Annotated in this window: 14 protein-coding genes, 1 other RNA gene and 1 other annotated feature; of the genes, 3 read left to right on the top strand and 12 right to left on the bottom strand. The window is 44.0% G+C overall.

The window, feature by feature from the left end:
• Positions 1-5: 5 nt before the first annotated feature.
• Together ACFX4H_RS00625 and ACFX4H_RS00620 are read right to left on the bottom strand one after the other, a co-directional pair.
• The gene (locus ACFX4H_RS00625; protein ID WP_034308767.1) at positions 6-767 is read right to left on the bottom strand and encodes a tRNA threonylcarbamoyladenosine dehydratase; all 762 of its coding nucleotides are present in this window, start codon (positions 765-767) and stop codon (positions 6-8) included.
• A 111-nt stretch (positions 768-878) separates the two neighbouring features.
• The gene (locus tag ACFX4H_RS00620) at positions 879-2,027 is read right to left on the bottom strand and encodes a M20 family metallopeptidase (RefSeq protein WP_377433461.1); all 1,149 of its coding nucleotides are present in this window, start codon (positions 2,025-2,027) and stop codon (positions 879-881) included.
• Between the two features lie 84 nt (positions 2,028-2,111).
• Between ACFX4H_RS00620 and ACFX4H_RS00615 the strand changes: the two genes are divergently transcribed.
• On the top strand, positions 2,112-2,372 hold the full coding sequence (locus ACFX4H_RS00615) for a hypothetical protein (protein WP_377433458.1): 261 nt from the start codon (positions 2,112-2,114) through the stop codon (positions 2,370-2,372).
• Here the strand turns inward: ACFX4H_RS00615 and ACFX4H_RS00610 are convergent.
• Positions 2,350-3,291: an NERD domain-containing protein gene (locus ACFX4H_RS00610; protein WP_377433456.1), complete on the bottom strand. Its 942-nt coding sequence runs from the start codon at positions 3,289-3,291 to the stop codon at positions 2,350-2,352. The two genes, ACFX4H_RS00615 and ACFX4H_RS00610, sit on opposite strands and share 23 nt — an antisense overlap.
• A 173-nt stretch (positions 3,292-3,464) precedes the next feature.
• On the opposite strand from ACFX4H_RS00610, the gene ACFX4H_RS00605 reads away from it, so the two are divergent.
• Complete coding sequence (locus ACFX4H_RS00605) at positions 3,465-3,905, top strand: hypothetical protein (RefSeq protein WP_377433454.1); 441 nt, start codon at positions 3,465-3,467, stop codon at positions 3,903-3,905.
• 85 nt (positions 3,906-3,990) lie between these two features.
• Here ACFX4H_RS00605 and ssrS read toward each other — a convergent pair.
• The 4 genes from ssrS to ACFX4H_RS00585 form a co-directional block, all read right to left on the bottom strand.
• Positions 3,991-4,176: non-coding RNA, 6S RNA (gene ssrS, locus ACFX4H_RS00600), on the bottom strand.
• A gap of 86 nt (positions 4,177-4,262) precedes the next feature.
• Positions 4,263-6,032: an aspartate--tRNA ligase gene (gene aspS, locus ACFX4H_RS00595; RefSeq protein ID WP_048683760.1), complete on the bottom strand. Its 1,770-nt coding sequence runs from the start codon at positions 6,030-6,032 to the stop codon at positions 4,263-4,265.
• Between the two features lie 12 nt (positions 6,033-6,044).
• The gene (gene hisS / locus ACFX4H_RS00590; RefSeq protein WP_377433452.1) at positions 6,045-7,316 is read right to left on the bottom strand and encodes a histidine--tRNA ligase; all 1,272 of its coding nucleotides are present in this window, start codon (positions 7,314-7,316) and stop codon (positions 6,045-6,047) included.
• A gap of 100 nt (positions 7,317-7,416) precedes the next feature.
• Positions 7,417-7,652: a binding site (T-box leader), on the bottom strand.
• Between the two features lie 79 nt (positions 7,653-7,731).
• Positions 7,732-7,905, bottom strand: a complete 174-nt coding sequence (locus ACFX4H_RS00585) for a hypothetical protein (RefSeq protein ID WP_034308777.1) — start codon at positions 7,903-7,905, stop codon at positions 7,732-7,734.
• Positions 7,906-8,034: 129 nt separating this feature from the next.
• Here ACFX4H_RS00585 and ACFX4H_RS00580 point away from each other — a divergent pair, with 129 nt between their 5' ends.
• Positions 8,035-9,804 carry an N-acetylmuramoyl-L-alanine amidase family protein gene (locus ACFX4H_RS00580; RefSeq protein ID WP_377433449.1) on the top strand — a complete coding sequence of 590 codons (1,770 nt, stop codon included), beginning with the start codon at positions 8,035-8,037 and terminating at the stop codon, positions 9,802-9,804.
• Between the two features lie 64 nt (positions 9,805-9,868).
• On the opposite strand, the gene dtd is transcribed toward ACFX4H_RS00580, so the two are convergent.
• The 5 genes from dtd to secDF form a co-directional block, all read right to left on the bottom strand.
• Positions 9,869-10,312, bottom strand: a complete 444-nt coding sequence (gene dtd, locus ACFX4H_RS00575; RefSeq protein WP_053535817.1) for a D-aminoacyl-tRNA deacylase — start codon at positions 10,310-10,312, stop codon at positions 9,869-9,871.
• Between the two features lie 15 nt (positions 10,313-10,327).
• Positions 10,328-12,526 (bottom strand): RelA/SpoT family protein, encoded by a 2,199-nt coding sequence (locus tag ACFX4H_RS00570; protein WP_034308787.1) that lies wholly within the window; start codon positions 12,524-12,526, stop codon positions 10,328-10,330.
• Positions 12,527-12,844: 318 nt separating this feature from the next.
• Positions 12,845-13,357 carry an adenine phosphoribosyltransferase gene (locus tag ACFX4H_RS00565; protein WP_034308789.1) on the bottom strand — a complete coding sequence of 171 codons (513 nt, stop codon included), beginning with the start codon at positions 13,355-13,357 and terminating at the stop codon, positions 12,845-12,847.
• Positions 13,348-15,723, bottom strand: a complete 2,376-nt coding sequence (recJ, locus tag ACFX4H_RS00560; RefSeq protein ID WP_034308791.1) for a single-stranded-DNA-specific exonuclease RecJ — start codon at positions 15,721-15,723, stop codon at positions 13,348-13,350. The genes ACFX4H_RS00565 and recJ overlap by 10 nt, the downstream gene beginning before the upstream one ends.
• 145 nt (positions 15,724-15,868) lie before the next feature.
• The gene (gene secDF, locus ACFX4H_RS00555; protein WP_249599226.1) at positions 15,869-18,130 is read right to left on the bottom strand and encodes a protein translocase subunit SecDF; all 2,262 of its coding nucleotides are present in this window, start codon (positions 18,128-18,130) and stop codon (positions 15,869-15,871) included.
• Positions 18,131-18,257 lie beyond the last annotated feature (127 nt).

The raw sequence follows: 18,257 nt of genomic DNA, 5'->3' as shown, positions 1-18,257 counted from the left end.
TTTTATTAATCATTTACACGGCGAACTTCAATGTCTTTCAATATATCATTGATCACCCAGCTTGCTGCAATTAAGCCCGCAACGGATGGTACGAAAGCATTCGAAGACGGAGGCATTTGGGCTTTACGGATTTTTGCCTCATCATTGCCGACTTCTTTCCGCACATCCTCCCGAATGACAATAGGGCTCTCGTCGGAAAAGACAACGGGAATTCCCTTTGTTATGCCCTCTTTACGCAATCTAGTACGAATGACCTTGGCAAGCGGATCGGTATGCGTTTTGGAGATATCGGCAATTTGAAACCGCGTCGGGTCCATCTTATTAGCGGCCCCCATGCTTGAAATCACCTTGATATTCCGTTTGAGGCACTCCTTCATCACATGTATCTTGTAAATGACCGTATCCGATGCATCAATGACATAGTCCAAGCCATAACTGAAGAATTCTTCAAACGTCTCTTCTGTATAGAACATTTTAAGAGCGATCACTTCGCAGTCGGGATTAATATCTTGAATGCGATTTTTCATCAATTCCGCTTTCGGTTGACCGACTGTTGATAATAGAGCATGGATCTGCCTATTTACATTTGTAATGTCGACATCGTCTTTATCCACAAGAATAATACGGCCTACCCCGGAACGTGCCAATGCTTCGGCTGAAAATGAACCAACTCCTCCAACACCCAGGACAGCAACGGTCGTGTTTTTCAGAATATCGATTCCTTCCTTGCCAATTGCCAATTCATTACGTGAAAACTGATGCAGCATATATATTCAACTCCAATAAATTCTGTTCTTATTTAGCTTTCCAATTAACAATATATCATAAACATCATTAATGACAAGCGAAATATGAGCAGTCTAATCGGAATTAGTGTGCTAGGTCATTTTTGATAATTTTTGAATGACTGTTGCCAATAGGAGTGTCCTTTCCGTAAGGCTGGGAATTTCCAAATACTCCTCTTCACTATGTGCATTCCCTCCAATGGGCCCGAGTCCATCCACTGTCGCGATTCCCAAATCAGAAGTGATGGAAGCATCCGAACCTCCACCCGTGGCCGTATCCTTGATTTCGATGCCGATTTCCTTCCCAGCCTGGCGGATCGTCTCTAAAAGCACGTTCGTTTTCTCATTCTTTTCCATGGGAGAGCGGTCCATTTTCCCGCTTAATGTCGTTTTCGTTCCTGGAATATAGGTTTCCGCACATATTTTTTTCAGTTGCTCGAGGATGATGGCTTCCTGCCTTTTTTCCGAAATCCGCACATCCACAAAGGCAGCCGCATGGGAAGCAATCATATTGACAGCGGAGCCCCCTTCAATTTTACCGACATTCACGCTGATTCCTTTCTGCTGATCATTCATTCGATGTAAGGCGATGATCTTATGGGCCAATTCTTCAATTGCACTTCGTCCCTTTTCCGGCTCGATCCCTGAATGGGCGGCCACCCCCGCAATATCCACTTTAAACTGACCGCAGCCCCTTCTTGCCGTTACAAGCGAACCGTCCGTCCTTGCCGGTTCAAGAATTAGCGCAAACTTCTTATTGGCCGCTTTTTCCGATATGAGTGAAGCGGAGGACGGAGACCCGATCTCCTCATCACTATTAAGAATGATCTGGACATGCTTATAGCCTGTCTGCCCCGTCTGTTTCAGGCAAAGGATCGCATAAAAAAGCTCAACCAAACTAGACTTCATATCCGCCACACCAGGACCGTATGCCCGATTTCCCTTCACTTTAAAAGGACGTTTTTGCGCTGTCCCCTCCGGAAAAACCGTATCCATATGGGCAACGACCAGAATATGCGGTTGATGCGCATCACGATGCTGGATGAGCAGCTGGTTGCCATAATTCTGCTGCTCAACGGTATCCACAATAAAATCCAGGCTTTCAAATTTCGTTTTCAAAATCGAACCAATTTCATCAATACCCTTTTTTGTATGAGAACCACTATCTATATTCACTAGCCGCTCCACTAATTGAAGCATTTCCATCCTCTTTGCATACAATAAATCTTTCAAAGCCCTCACTACTTTCTATCCTTGGCTGATTATTGCTCAACCTTACTATAAATTACGAATTTATATTGCGGAGTGTTACTTAAATGGGAAGATTTGAAGTTAATTCGCTGGTTTTTAGTTGTTTTCTTTGAGTATGGGGTCTTTATTCGTGAGTTTAAGCCATTTACTCGCGAGTTTGCGGCATTTACTCGTGAGTTTGGCTCTTTTACTCGTGAATTTCCGCCATTTACTCGTGAATTTGGCTCTTTTACTCGTGAGTTTGCGCTGTTTACTCGTGAGTTTGCGGCATTTACTCGTGAGTTTGGCTCTTTTAATCGTGAGTTTGCGCCGTTTACTCGTGAATTAATCCATTAAGTTTATAAGCTCTATTTTTAAATTGCCCCGAATAAGGCAATTCCAGTGAAGACAGCATCCGCTGCATAATATCAATTGAATCTATTTGTAAAAAGAGCCGTGCTTGTTTATTTGTTATATTGGGTTTTATGAGGAGAGCAAAATCGCGAAGAGTTTGAATGTGGGCATCTTTGGAGGCGTAAGAACATTGACTGCATGACCATTTGCCCCAGTGATAGTGCATATGGAGAGCAGCGCATTCAGGACATTGAACGCTTTTTAGCAGATCTTGCTCATCGATTTGATATAAATTGAGTATATCAGGATTAAGTGGAGTGTTTTTTTGCAGAATCGTGTTCGAAAGTCTAGTGCTCTGCCTTTGGGTTAATTGCTCAGAAGGATACTTTTTTTCAAGGGTATTGATTTTGGTGATGAGGGTTTCTTTTCCCGTGATTTTTTTGAAAATGGGGGTAAAACCTGGGGTAGTCCTGATGATCGTATTCGAGTTTGCGTTGGCAATTAACGTTTCAATCGGCAGCGAGGGGAATTTGTGAAAAGTAAGCCAATCATTTAATCGGGATTTTTGCACGTCGACCTGGATTAGCGGATCGAGATATGCCTGTTCCTGTCCATCTTTTGAACGAATCAATTGGGGATAGGTGCGGTCAAAATAGAGCGTTCCCGCAAAGTTTTTCACTTCAATGATGATACAGTAATTCCTGGTGATTATTAGGAAATCCATTTGAAAATAACGGCTTCCATCGTGGTCTAACCTCAAATCATGAAATACTCGATATTCTTTCGGGAGATTCTTCAACTCCTTTCCGATACTCTGCTCCCCGTTAAATCCTGTACGGATTTTCCGGAAATCGTTCTTTATTCTTTCCTGTTTTGGATGATTTGATGATAGCCTCCTGCTTAATGCCTCCAGTTTGAGCATTTTCATAGGCCTCTCACACGGTTTTAACATCCATACATCAACTCCTTCTCCTTAAGCTTCTTTATTAATGTCCTATTTTCCTGCTAGGATCTGAAATCAGACGTTTTACCGTAAGTTTACTCTATTTAATTCATGAGATTTGTAGCTTACTCGTGAGTTCGCGGTATTTACTCTTGAATTTATGCTATTTACTCGTGAGTTTGCGCCATTTACTCGTGATTTTACGCTATTTACTCGTGAGTTTGCACCATTTACTCGTGAGTTTCCGCTATTTACTCGTGAGTTTGCACCATTTACTCGTGAGTTTCCGCTGTTTACTCGTGAGTTTGCCATTTACTCGTGAGTTTGCGCCGTTTACTCGTGAGTTTGCACCGTTTACTCGTGAATTTGGCTCTTTTACTCGTGAATTTCCGCCATTTACTCGTGAGTTTGCACCATTTACTCGTGAATTTACGCTATTTACTCGTGAGTTTGCACCATTTACTCGTGAATTTCCGCTGTTTACTCGTGAGTTTGCACCATTTACTCGTGAATTTACGCTATTTACTCGTGAGTTTGCGCTGTTTACTCGTGAATTTACGCTATTTACTCGTGAGTTCGCCATTTACTCGTGAGTTTGTGCAAAGTTTACTCGTAAGTTAACTATTTTAATGCACAAAAAAACCCATGTTATTTAACATGAGTTGCTTTGTAAGGTGTAAGAGTCCCAATTGTGCCGTTTACGCCTTTGTTTTGAACCCGCTCTCCGCAGGTGGGTGCTCGGTTCCTCGCGTTTGTAAGTCCTCTTCGAGGGAGGCTTTTACGCGGCCAGGAAACTAGTGCTCCCGGTAACTATAAGTGTTCGGTCAAAACTTATAGGTTAAAGAACGAACACATCAGGACTCTTACTTATTGAAAACATCATAGCATAATGCTTAACTCTATTTCAAGGAAAAACACATAGGTATTTTTTCATATTTTTCCCAAATGAATTATTTTTTAAGTGCAGCAAGCCTTAGGTTAAGTTCGGCCAATTGCTTGTCACTTACGGTACTCGGTGCGTCAACGAGCAGGTCGCTTGCGCTTGCTGTTTTCGGGAACGCGATGGTGTCGCGAAGGTTCGTGCGGCCTGCAAGCAGCATGACCATGCGGTCCAGTCCAAGGGCGATTCCGCCATGTGGTGGCGTTCCGTATTCGAATGCATCCATTAGGAAGCCGAATTGTGCGTTTGCTTCTTCTTCGGAGAATCCAAGAACTTTGAACATTTTTTCCTGAACGTCGCGTTCGAATATCCGCAGTGATCCACCGCCAAGTTCGTAGCCGTTCAAGACAAGGTCATATGCTTGTGCACGGACGCTTGCTGGGTCTGATTCCAGTTTGTCCATGTCTTCACGGAATGGCATTGTGAATGGATGGTGTGCTGCATAGTAGCGTCCTTCTTCTTCGTCATATTCAAGTAATGGCCAGTCCGTCACCCATAGGAAGTTGAATTTGCTTTGATCGATCAAGCCTCTTTCTTTACCAAGCTTGATGCGAAGTGCTCCAAGTGCATCTGCGACTATGCCTTTCTTATCCGCCACGAATAGGATTAAATCGCCCACTTCAGCTTCCAATTCAGATACTAATTGCTCTTGATCTTCTGCGAAGAATTTGGCGATTGGCCCTTTTACACCGTCTTCTTCAACTTTTAGCCATGCAAGGCCTTTAGCACCGTAGATCGCTGCAAATTCAGCCAAGCCATCAATGTCTTTACGGGAATAATCCGCATTTCCGTCCTTAACGACGATCGCCTTAACTTGACCGCCGCTTGCAACAGCACCGGTGAACACTTTGAAATCACTGTCTTTGACGATTTCGGAAACATCTTTAAGTTCCATTCCGAAACGTGTATCCGGTTTGTCGGAACCGTAACGGCTCATCGCTTCGTTGTAAGTCATTCGAGGGAATGGCAGTGTTACATCCAATCCTTTTACGTCTTTCATCACTTTAGCCATCATGTTTTCTGCCGTGTTAATGATATCTTCTTGGCTCATGAAGCTTGTTTCAATATCGATTTGCGTGAATTCAGGCTGTCTGTCAGCACGTAAGTCTTCATCACGGAAACAGCGGGCAATTTGATAATAACGTTCGAAACCGGATACCATCAATAGCTGCTTGAAGATTTGCGGTGATTGCGGAAGTGCATAGAACTCCCCTTCGTGTACGCGGCTAGGCACTAAATAATCACGTGCTCCTTCAGGTGTACTTTTTGTTAAGATAGGTGTTTCGATATCAAGGAAGCCTTCACCGTCCAAGTAATCACGGATCGCTTTTGTTGTTTTGTTGCGCATTTTCAATGTTTCGAACATTGCCGGACGACGCAGGTCCAGATAACGATATTTCAAGCGGATGTCTTCTGATACATCCGTTCTTTCATCAATGATGAATGGAGGGGTCTTTGCTTCGTTTAAAATTGTAACGTTTTCGGCTTGAACTTCGACGGTACCTGTTGTTACGTTCGGATTGAAGTTGGCCTCGTCACGTTTGATGACGGTCCCTTGGATATCAAGGACGTATTCATTACGGATTTTTTCGGCTGTGGCAAGCGCGTCTGCCGAAATGTCCGGATTGAAAACGACTTGGACGACTCCGCTTCTGTCACGTAGGTCGATAAAGATGACCCCGCCCAAATCCCGGCGTTTTTGTACCCATCCTTTTAATGTTACTTTTTCACCAATAGCTGCTTCTGTCACTTCACCATTGAAGTATGTTCTGCCAAACATGGTATTTCCCCCTTAAGCCTGTAGCTTTTTGAATTGTTCAACGAATGTTGCAAGATCCATTTGGACTTGTTCACCGGTTTCCATGAACTTTACATTGATTTTATTATTTGCCAATTCATCATCCCCAAGTGTCGCCACATATCTTGCTTCGAGGCGGTCGGCTGATTTGAATTGTGCTTTCACTTTACGGTCTTGATAGTCTTTTTCGACGGTAAAACCGGCATTCCGCAATTGATGGGCAAGTTTGACGGTATAATCCTTGGCTGTTTCGCCTAGTGAGACAAGATAGCAGTCAATTCCCTTTTTGATCGGAAGCTCGATGTTTTCTGCTTGGAGGGCAGCAATCAGGCGTTCAATGCTAAGTGCAAAGCCGATTCCCGGTGTTTCCGGTCCGCCAAGTTCTTCAGCCAGCCCGTTATAACGGCCGCCGCCGCAAAGTGTAGTGATGGCGCCAAAGCCTTCTGCATCACTCATGATTTCAAATGCGGTATGATTATAGTAATCCAAGCCCCTCACTAGAGTCGGATCTTCGACGAAATCGATTTCCAAATCGGTTAAGTGCTGTTTCACCTTTTCGAAATAAGTACGGGATTCATCATTTAAATATTCAATGATGGAAGGAGCCGTGTTCATCAATTCATGATCGTGATCCTTTTTGCAATCCAGGATACGCAAAGGATTTTTTTCGAGGCGGTTTTGACAATCGCCGCAAAACTCGCCGATGCTTGGTTCGAAATGTTTGATTAACGCATTGCGATGCGCTGTGCGGCTTTCCTTATCACCAAGGCTGTTGATGACTAGCTTCAGCTTTTTCAAACCAAGTTCCTTGTACAGGTTCATCGCAAGTGACAGAACCTCTGCATCGATTCCGGGATCCTTACTTCCTAAAGCTTCGATGCCGAATTGAACGAACTGGCGGAATCGACCTGCTTGCGGACGTTCGTAACGGAACATCGGCCCTATATAATAAAGCTTGACCGGTTGATTGGCCCACCCGAACATTTTGTTCTCGATATATGATCTTACAACCGATGCGGTGCCTTCCGGACGAAGGGTTAAGTTCCTTTCACCGCGATCTTGAAATGAATACATCTCTTTTTGAACGATATCGGTTGTATCCCCTACACCACGTAAAAATAATTCCGTGTGCTCAAAAATCGGTGTGCGGATCTCTTTATATTGGTAACGGTGACAAATATCACGCGCTGTGTTCTCGATATACTGCCAAATTTCCGTTTGGCCAGGCAATAAATCCTGGGTACCTCTAGGAATCTGAATAGACATATGTGTTTCCTCCTTTAAAGCAAAGCGGCCTTTCTTATCCGGCACGCTATACTGATTTTTTTCCAAACAAAAAACTCCCGCCCCTTGTAACGTAAATGTTACAAGGGACGAGAGTTTGGATATCCCGTGGTGCCACCCTAGTTGAAGCACAAAAAAAGTGCCCCCGCTCAAAACAGTTAACGCCTGTTTTACGTCCATCTCCTATTAAGTAAATCCGTTCGGAGTGAAGCCTACGGAGGGTTCTTTCATTAAGTCATCATGTGGAATGCTTTCAGCCTCGGCATTTCCTCTCTTTTCATGTGTTTCTTAATTACTCTTCTCCATCATTGGTTATTGCAGTAATAAGTCTGATATTTTATAATCATACGGACGTTAACATCAAATGTCAAGGCAGACTGAGGATTTTTGTCGCATTTTACTGGTTCAATCGTTTTTTCAAATTTTTGATCGTCCGGACATTGACCCCGAATTCGGATGCCAATTCAACAAGGTTTGCGCTTTGTTCCTTTTGGATGAAATCGTGAAAATCGACACCCAGTACTTGGTTGCCTCCGCTTAAGCTCGTTTGATCTTTTTCGCTGAATTTCATGTGGTTTCCCTCCTACAGTTATATAAACTCTATTCTTTCCTAAAAAAAATGTTTTTTGCACAGGGAAAGAGGGAAATTTTCATTGAACGAGAATACATACATATAGACATTAAAAGGGAGAGACAACTTATGAAGAAGAAATCGGGTTTATTCGGCCTGACACTGATGCTGATATTCTCAGCGATTTTCCCCGTCCATCACGCTTTTGGAAAAGATGATGGGGAAAATATCGTGACGACCCAAGTGGTCAATGTCCGTGAAGGTGCAGGTCTCAGTTTCCCTATCGTAAAAAAACTGTCAAAAGGGGAATCGTATCCCATTCTGAATGAAGATGGCGACTGGATTGAAATCCGGATTGGCACCGGCAAAACGGGCTGGGTTGCCAATTGGTTAGTGGAGAGACAAACAGGGTCTGATACCAATCAGGTCAAAAAGAAATCCGGACAAGGGATGATATCAGGCAGCTCCGTCCGTGTCCGAACAGGTCCCGGCACTACATTTCAAACGGTTGAGTCCTTGAGTAAAGGAACTTTTGTTGACATCATTGAAAAGAATGAGAATTGGATAAAGGTCAAAACGGCGGATATCGAAGGCTGGGTCTCTGCTGACTACATTACGCTTCCCTCCGCATCAGAAAAAGCAGCGAAGAAAGATTCAACTAAGGAAAAAGGAACGAATCAATCCGTAAAAACCGGAGTAACTTTGGTGGACCGGCTCAATGTCCGTTCGGAACCGTCTACAAGCAGTGCCGCTCTCGGAAAACTGAATAAAAATACGTCAGTGACCGTCTACAGGGTTGAAAATGAATGGGCCGAAATTGATTTCCAAGGAACCCGCGGTTGGGTAGCTGAACTTTACATACAAGTAAGCGAAGATCATGTTGATATGAAAAAGGACACGGCAGGCGCTACTGCAAGGGTGACCGCCACAGGTTTAACTGTCAGGAATGAAGCCTCGCTCTCAAGCAAGGTCATCGGTTCGGTGAACAAGGATGAGACTTACGCTGTGCTCCAAACAAAGGGAAATATGACACAGATCAAGCTCTCCGGTTCGAAAAAGGGCTGGGTCGTGAGTTGGTATCTGGAAAAAGAGAATGTTGAGCAAACGGCGAAGGAAAAAAAGGTTGATGTAAAAGGAAACAAGATTACCATCATTCATGATGGTACGATCCTTAGAAATGAGCCGGATGGCAACTCGGGGATTGTAGAGCAGGTTAATGCAGGTGAAACGTTCACGGCATCAGGTATGGAAGGCGATTGGTATTCCATTAAACTAAAGGGCGGAAAAACAGCTTATGTGGCCGGATGGATCGTGACGATCGAAGGGAATGCCGAGCAGATCCAACGACCTGGCGTTGAGAAATACTTAAAGGATAGAACGATTGTGATCGATCCCGGCCATGGCGGCAGGGATAGCGGTACAATCGGTGTCGGTGGAACACTTGAGAAAAACCTGACGACTCGTACGGCAGAGTTGCTTCGGGACAAACTTCAGGCGGCAGGAGCTAAAGTGATCCTGACCAGAAGCGGAAATACCTATGTTTCACTTCCTTCCCGGGTCAGCACTTCTCATATACATAACGCGGATGCTTTCATCAGCCTCCATTATGATAGCACCAAGGACCAGATCACCAGCGGGATAACCACATACTACTATCATGACTACCAGCGTGCATTGGCGGCTACTCTTGCCAATTCACTCGGTTCAACCATGCAGGTGCCCAATCGCGGATCACGATACGGGAATTATCATGTGACCCGTGAAAATAAACGGGTAGCTACACTCATTGAACTAGGTTATTTAAGTAATCCAGTGGAAGAATTGACATTAACATCGAATGAGTATCAAGAAAAAATCACATCGGCCATCTATAATGGCTTGGCACGGTATTTTAAATAAGGACCAGAAAAGCCAGCTTCGTATCGAAGCTGGCTTTTCTACAAAAAAAACCTGCCGCAGCAGGTCATTTTTTGCTTTCGAGTATTAATGTGACGGGACCGTCATTAGTAAGCTGAACATCCATCATGGCACCAAATTGACCTGTTTCCGTATGGACGCCTTTTTTGCGGAGTTCCTCGTTAAATGCTTCATATAATTCATTCGCCTCTTCAGGACGGGCGGCGTCCATGAAGTTCGGTCGACGGCCTTTACGGCAATCGCCGTATAAGGTGAATTGTGAAACGGATAAAATCGAACCTCCCACATCCAATAGTGAGTGGTTCATCTTTTCATTTTCATCTTCAAATATTCTTAGATTGACAATCTTTTCGGCCAAATAGGCGGCGTCATCGATCGTATCTCCATGGGTGACACCAACCAATAGGACGAGACCGCTGTCGATTTGTCCGATTATTTGGTCTGCGACAACTACTTTTGCCGCTTTGGAACGTTGTAAAACAACACGCATGGCAATAAAAACTCCTTAGTTCATGATCCTTCTAACGGAATAAACATCTGAAATTTGTTTAATACGGTCGACAACCTTTTGCAAATGGGCAATGTTATGAATATAAATCGACATGTGAATGGTCGCCACCTTATTCCTGTCGGATTTACCCGAGACCGCTGAAATGTTGGTCTTGGTTTCATTGACGGCTTGAAGGACTTCATTCAATAAGCCGCGACGGTCATAGCCGCTGATTTCAATTTCCACGATGTATTCCTTGCGTTCGTTAATCGTACTTTCCCATTCAACCGGTACAAGGCGATGATCGGCATCCCCGCTATCCAGGTTCGGGCAATCTTGCCTATGAACTGAAACTCCACGGCCTTTGGTTATATAACCAACGATTTCGTCCCCTGGTACTGGGTTGCAACAGCGTGATAAGCGGATAAGCAAGTTATCAATCCCTGGTACCTGTACGCCCGAGTCACGTTTTTTAGATGTATTCGAGAAGGTTTTCAGATCGGCTACCGCTTCAGAAATATCCGCTTCTTGCTCGACCATTTTCTGCTTGCGCCATTTTTCGGTAAGGCGGTTAGCTACCTGAAGGGCTGTTATTCCGTTATATCCGACTGCTGCATACATATCCTCTTCATTCAGGAAGTTGAATTTATCCGCAACACGCCTGATATTTTCGGCAGCCAGGATTTCCTTCAGGTCGAACTCCATATCCTTGATTTCCTTTTCAACAAGCTCTTTGCCTTTTTCGATATTTTCTTCCCGGCGCTGCTTCTTGAAAAATTGGCGGATCTTATTTTTCGCTTGAGATGTTTGCGTTAGTTTAAGCCAATCCTGACTTGGGCCATATGAATGCTTCGATGTTAAGATTTCTATGATATCGCCAGTTTTCAGTTTATAATCCAGCGGTACCATTTTCCCGTTCACTTTGGCACCAATCGTTTTGTTCCCGATTTCCGAATGAATCCGGTAAGCGAAATCAATCGGGTTGGATCCTGATGGCAGTTCGATGACATCGCCTTTTGGAGTGAAAATGAATACCATATCAGAAAAAAGATCTATTTTAAGGGATTCCATGAATTCCTCGGCATTAGTCGCATCATCCTGGAATTCAAGAATTTCCCGGAACCATGTCAATTTTTCTTCCAGTGAAGGCTGTTCACCGACATCTTTTCCCTCTTTATAAGCCCAGTGCGCAGCAACCCCGAACTCGGCAATGCGATGCATATCGGAAGTACGGATCTGCACTTCCAGCGGATCGCCTTTCGGTCCTATCACCGTCGTATGGAGCGATTGATACATATTCGGCTTCGGCATCGCGATATAGTCTTTGAATCGGCCAGGCATCGGTTTCCAGCATGTATGGATGATCCCTAAAACGGCATAGCAATCTTTTATGCTATTGACGACGATCCGAACGGCAAGCAAGTCATAAATTTCGCTGAACTGTTTATTCTGCAAAGCCATTTTGCGATAAATGCTGTATATATGTTTCGGCCTGCCGGATAGGTCAGCCTTAATGTTGACTTCCTCAACATTTTTACGCACTTCATCAATGACTTCTTCCAGATAGTTTTCACGTTCTGCACGCTTTTTCTTCATCAGGTTGACGATTCGGTAATACTGCTGAGGATTCAAATACCTTAGTGCAGTATCTTCCAGTTCCCATTTAATCGTGCTGATACCAAGACGATGGGCAAGCGGTGCGAAGATTTCCAACGTCTCGTTCGATATCCTTCTCTGCTTTTCCTGCGGCAGATGCTTCAATGTCCGCATATTATGCAGTCTGTCCGCAAGCTTGATCAAGATGACCCGTATATCCTGGGCCATCGCCACGAACATTTTCCGATGGTTTTCCGCCTGTTGCTCCTGCTGTGATTTGTATTTGATTTTCCCTAACTTGGTCACGCCATCCACAAGCATGGCGACTTCAGGACTGAAATTTTCTTCAATATCCTTCAAAGTGATCTCCGTGTCTTCAACAACATCATGTAAAAAACCTGCCGCAATGGTTGCAGGGTCCATTTCAAGATCAGCCAGAATGCCCGCCACTTGAATCGGATGAATAATATACGGCTCTCCCGATTTACGGAATTGTTCTCGGTGAGCATACTCTGCATACTTAAACGCTCTATGAATAAATTCAGCTTCTTCCGGCTGAAGATATAAGCTGGCCCGTTCTACAACCTGCTCGGCAGTCAATATTTGATCATTAGCCATTTAATCACCTTAACCCCACTTTAACTGCCACCGGATATGATCCGGATTGAGTATGATTGGTAGCACTTCCCTTTATTCTGCAAAACGTGACAATTTTTGCGAAAAAAAATAAATCCGCTTAAACGGATAAAAGTGCAAATAAACTTATTAGCAGAAAAACTCTTTATTATTACTATTATCGAAAAAAAAGGCAAGGATGTAAAGAGTTAAACGTGTATTTTATTAAGAATAGTGCATTTTTTCACTGGAAATTCGACAAAATCCAGCTAAAATGGGAAAAACAGAAAGAGAGCACCCTGGTCAGAGTGCTCTCCTTTATTAAAAGCTCATTAATGTCAAGACATCATAGCCGTCTAATTTATCTTTTCCATCCAAGTCAGTCAATTCAATAAGGAAGGCAATCCCTGCTACAATTCCGCCAAGCTGTTCAACCAACTTGATCGTCGCTTCGATTGTTCCCCCGGTAGCAAGCAAATCGTCCGTAATCAGGACACGCTGTCCCGGTTTAATGGCATCTTTATGGATTGTCAATACATCCTTGCCGTATTCTAAACCATATTCGACTTTTATCGTTTCACGTGGAAGTTTTCCTTCTTTTCTCACTGGTGCAAAGCCCACTTCCAATGAGTATGCGACTGGACATCCGATAATGAATCCGCGTGCTTCCGGCCCGACCACCAAGTCGATATTTTTATCGCGAGCATACTCGACGATTTGGTCTGTTGCGTATTTATAAGCTGCGCCGTTATCCATTAATGTTGTAATATCTTTGAAGACGATACCCGGTTTTGGCCAGTCTTGCACAATTGTTACATATTGCTTTAAATCCATTGCTTTGTTTCCTCCTCAAGGTCTGTTGCCTCATGAACTAAATAATGATTGAACCAATCGAATAATTGCTGATAGGAAGAATAAACAAGCTCTTGTTCAAGCTCAAATTGCTCTTTCTTTCTTGTATACGATTCAGATTCACTGAGATCGCGTTTTTTCGCATTGGTTGTGAGCATAATTAACCCATTTTCTATTGTAACAAAATCAAGCTCAAAAAACACCTTAGAAATGAAATCCACTGTATCTCTTGACCAGCCGCGATATTTGGCCAGGTCATCACCATATCTTTTCACATCAAGCGGACCCTTCTTGGCAAGGAAGGCATAAAACCATTTAAAATGATCCCTTGTCGGCATCGTACTTAAGAAATGGTCCTGTTCATGGGAAAAATGAGCGTAGATACGGGAAGGGTTCTTTTTGGCAATCACCCGTTTCAAATATTCCCTGGACGGCGGCATGTCCATGAGCACCAAATGCCCTTCGAAGCAGTCGAGCTGCTCAGCATCCAGTTCATTCTCGATATGAACGAGATCTGGATGGTTTTGCAAAAATGGATATCTGCTATAAATATCTTCCGAGAAAATGACGATCTTCCGGTTTTGTGCAGGAATGTCGGCAAGCCACTTCTCTGCCTGTCCCTTGCCGCGGTAATCGAATAACTGCCAATGGTCCACCGAGACATCCTGGACAAAGATCTGGGGCTTTTTCATATTATTCCACTCATTGATGGAGAGCTCTCCAATCACCGAAACTTCAGCGTGCGGAGCTATTTCATCGACAAAATGACCGAGACCGAAGCCCACACCGTCAAGTTTGTGTTTTTCACCATCTTCCAGCTGAACCTTCAAGTGATTTTGGTTGGCACCAATTTTACGGACACTTGATAGTTGTACGGAATCTATCAAAATCTTCGGCTTTGGATTCGTAACCCCAAATGGTGCAAGCAAGCTCATTTCCTGAATCGTTTGAATGGAAACTTCAGCTAAAGTCGTAGCACCGTCCAAGTTTGTAATCGGTGTGAAGTCCTCTTCATTCAGTTCTTCCTTCGCAATCAAGTTCATGCGGTCCCTAAGCTCCTGAACATCTTCTATTTTCAACGTCATTCCAGCTGCCATAGGATGTCCACCGAAATGAGGCAGCATTTCACGGCATTGGGAAAGACTTTGAAAAAGATCGAAACCTACGATGCTCCGAGCAGAACCTTTAGCTAATCCCTTATCCCGATCATAGCTCAATACAATCGTCGGCCGGTAAAAGCGTTCAACAAGTTTAGAGGCCACAATCCCCACAACTCCGGCATTCCAGCCTTCCCTGCCGATGATGAGCACGCCATTGGACTCCGGCGGGAAGTTTTCCTCGACTTCAGCAATCGCTTCCTCAGCCATTGCTGCAACCATTTCCTGCCGCTCTTTATTGATATCATTGATTTCATTAGCAAGTTCCATTGCTTCTTCGAGACTTGCGGACATCAATAAATCAACAGCGGGATCGGCATCTCCAAGGCGGCCGACAGCATTGATCCTCGGTGCCATTGCAAAGCCGATCGATTCTTCATTCAATGCTTCCTGCTGAACATTCGCCACTTTCATTAACGCAACAAGTCCCGGGCGGCGAGTCAATCGTAACTGCTCGATGCCTTTCGCAGCAATGACGCGGTTTTCCCCTTGTAAAGGCACTAAATCCGCTATCGTCCCGATTGCCGCAATTTCTAGCAAATCTTCAGGCAATTCCCCAAGCAAGGCGTGTGCAAGCTTAAATGCAACCCCTACTCCGGCCAGGTCTTTAAATGGATAGGTACTGTCCTCAAGTTTAGGATGGATGATTGCCAATGCCTCAGGCAATTGCGGTCCCGGTTCATGGTGATCGGTCAAAATATAATCCATGCCCAGCTCGGCGGCAAGTTTCGCTTCAGCGACTGCGGAAATTCCGGTATCTACGGTTATTAATACCTTCACACCTTGCTCGGCTGCAAGGCGGAATGCCATCGGATTCGGACCATATCCTTCTGTAAACCGATTCGGGATATAAAAATCAACATCGGCCCCCAATCTCGTCAGCGCGGTCATCATCACGGTGGTCGATGTCACGCCATCCGCATCATAATCACCGAATATACGTATTTTTTCTCCATTTTGAATCGCTTCTTTTATTCTATATACTGCTTTATCCATATCCTTCAATAAAAATGGGTCATGAAAAGTTTGATTTTTTACAAATAAAAACGATCGGGCACTTTCAATCGTATCCAGGCCTCGATTCACAAGCAGGGCTGCAACCAAAGGTGTGATATGAAGCTCTTCAGCTAGTACAGCAACTTTGTTTTCATCGGCAGTTCGCAAGTTCCACCGGGTTTTTGGCTTTAACATTTATTCACCCCTCAACCTACTCATTATACAAAACGAATATACCAGTTTCAATTTTATTTTAAACTCATAATTGGCTGTAATTCCCTATTCAATAAGCTAGTTCAACAAAAAGAAGGCTGGCATCACGCCAGCCCCCTTTCACCTATTAAACTTGTCCTTCAAGACTTTGTTTCTTTTCTTTTGCGGTATTCAGCGGACCTTTCTTCTTCAATTCCCTGATTTTCAAATCAAGCCAGAATTGGGAAGCGATCAATAGCGATGAATACACGCCGCATATTAATCCGATAAACAGGGCAATGGAGAAGTTACGGATAGCTTCACTGCCGAAGATCATCAACGCGATGACCGTAATGAGAACGGTCAGAACCGTATTAATGGATCTCGTCAGCGTTTGCCTGATACTGACGTTCACAATGTTCTCAAGTTCTTCGACGGTTTTTACTTTACGGCTGAAGCGCAGGTTTTCACGAATACGGTCAAAGGTTACGATCGTATCATTGATCGAATAACCGACGATCGTCAGAACCGCAGCAATGAAGGTGATATCCACTTCGAGCCGGAGCAAGCTGAAAATCGTGATGATGAAGAATGCATCATGTATAAGCGCAACCACGGCTGGTACAGCCATTCGCCATTCAAATCGTATCGATACATACAATATGATTCCGATTGAGGCAATCGCTAACGCAAACATGGCATTTTTCGCAAGCTCTTTTCCTACTGTCGGTGATACGGTGCTGACATTCGGTTCTGCTCCGTGATTTTTCTTGAAATGGTCCTTCAATTCAGCAATCTCTTGCTTATCAAGGACACCGACTGTCCGAACGACAGCATTTTTATTGTCTTGTCCAGCGAGCCTGACATCCTTGATATCATCTTCGTCGATACCGACCTTTTCCATTTCGTCATTGACTTGCTGAGTCGTCAAGACATCTTTGGACGCAATCTCGATTCGGGTGCCGCTCGTGAAATCAATCCCAAGATTCAATCTGAAGACGAGCAGGAAGATGATCCCGATAATGGTGACACCGATTGAAATGCCGTAAAAAACTTTCCGATGTTTCACGAAATCGATTTTATCAAAGCGTGTTGGCAATGACATTAAATCCATTTTCTCGGATAAATCGTGAATATTTTTCTTCTTCACGCCAAACCATCCTGTACGTTTGTCCAGGAACCCGCTATTCACCCACAGGCTCATAAAGAGGCGTGTACCATAAACGGCTGTAATGAAACTCATTAAGATCGAAATGATCAAAGTGGTGGCAAACCCTTTAACCGAGCTTGTACCATAATAGAACAGTACGGCCGCAGCCAGCAGGGTCGTTAAGTTGGCATCCGTGATTGTAGCAAGTGAATTCTTGGTACCTTCTTTATATGCTGCCTTAACCGATCTGCCAAGTTTCAATTCATCCCTGATTCGCTCATAAGTTATGATATTGGCATCGACAGCCATCCCGACTCCGAGAACCAATGCCGCAATACCTGGCAGCGTAAGAACCGCATTCATCCAATCAAACACTAATAGCGTCAAGAAAAGGTAGATGCTTAAGGTGACGACTGCAATGAATCCCGGGAAGCGGTAATACACAAGCATAAAGATGAAAACAAGTGCAATTCCGATGATTCCTGCAAAAATGGTATCATTCAGTGCACCCGCACCGAATTGGGCACCTACTGAAGTGGAGTACTTTTCTTTCAAATCTACAGGCAGGGCACCTGCATCCAGAAGGTCTGCAAGCTCTTTCGCTTCATCCACTGTGAATTGACCGGTAATATACACCTTCTTCGTATTGAAAACTTCACTTACAGCTGGAGCTGAAATCATATTGTCTTGTGAAGCTGTATCCTTAATGGAATCTTTTCCTTCCTCGAAATCCAGCCAGATTGCCAGTACATTGGTCGGACTTTCCATCGAGGAAATTTTTTGAGTGATTTCTTTAAACTTATTCACGTCTTTCAGCGTGACTTCGACAACCGGTTTATTATCTTGGAACGTTTGTTTCGCGCCGCCTTCTTTCAGGTCGGCACCGGTCATCATTTCCTTATCGTTGTAATCACGGAAGGATAATTTAGCTTGTGTCGAAAGGATTTCCCGAGCATTGTTTTGGTCTTTGACACCAGCCAATTGAACGCGGATCCGGTCTTTCCCTTCTATTTGAATGTTTGGTTCGCTAACACCCAACACATTGACACGCCGCTCAAGTGAGCTTACTGTAGCCCGTAAAACTTCCGGGGTGATCTTTTCCCCTGACAGCGGTTTTACTTCATATAACACTTCAAACCCGCCTTGAAGATCAAGACCCAGCTTGATATCCTTTAGGATTCCTTTTGAAGTCGTACCCATCGCTGCGAAAATCAAAAGTGCGATTAGAAAAAACGCAACGATCCTGCTTCTTTTTACCATTATGTAGTAGGCCCCTTTCTATAATACGCCTGTTCCTGAAGTTAATAAAACCGTCATTTATTGTTTAAATGATAACTGCATACCCTATGCTTCTTGAGAAAAAAGACACAGCTTTCCATACTTTTTC

The organism is Peribacillus sp. YIM B13477 (genome assembly GCF_042787955.1).
Lineage (GTDB): Bacteria > Bacillota > Bacilli > Bacillales > DSM-1321 > Peribacillus > Peribacillus frigoritolerans.
This window is presented reverse-complemented; position numbering and strand designations above follow the sequence as displayed.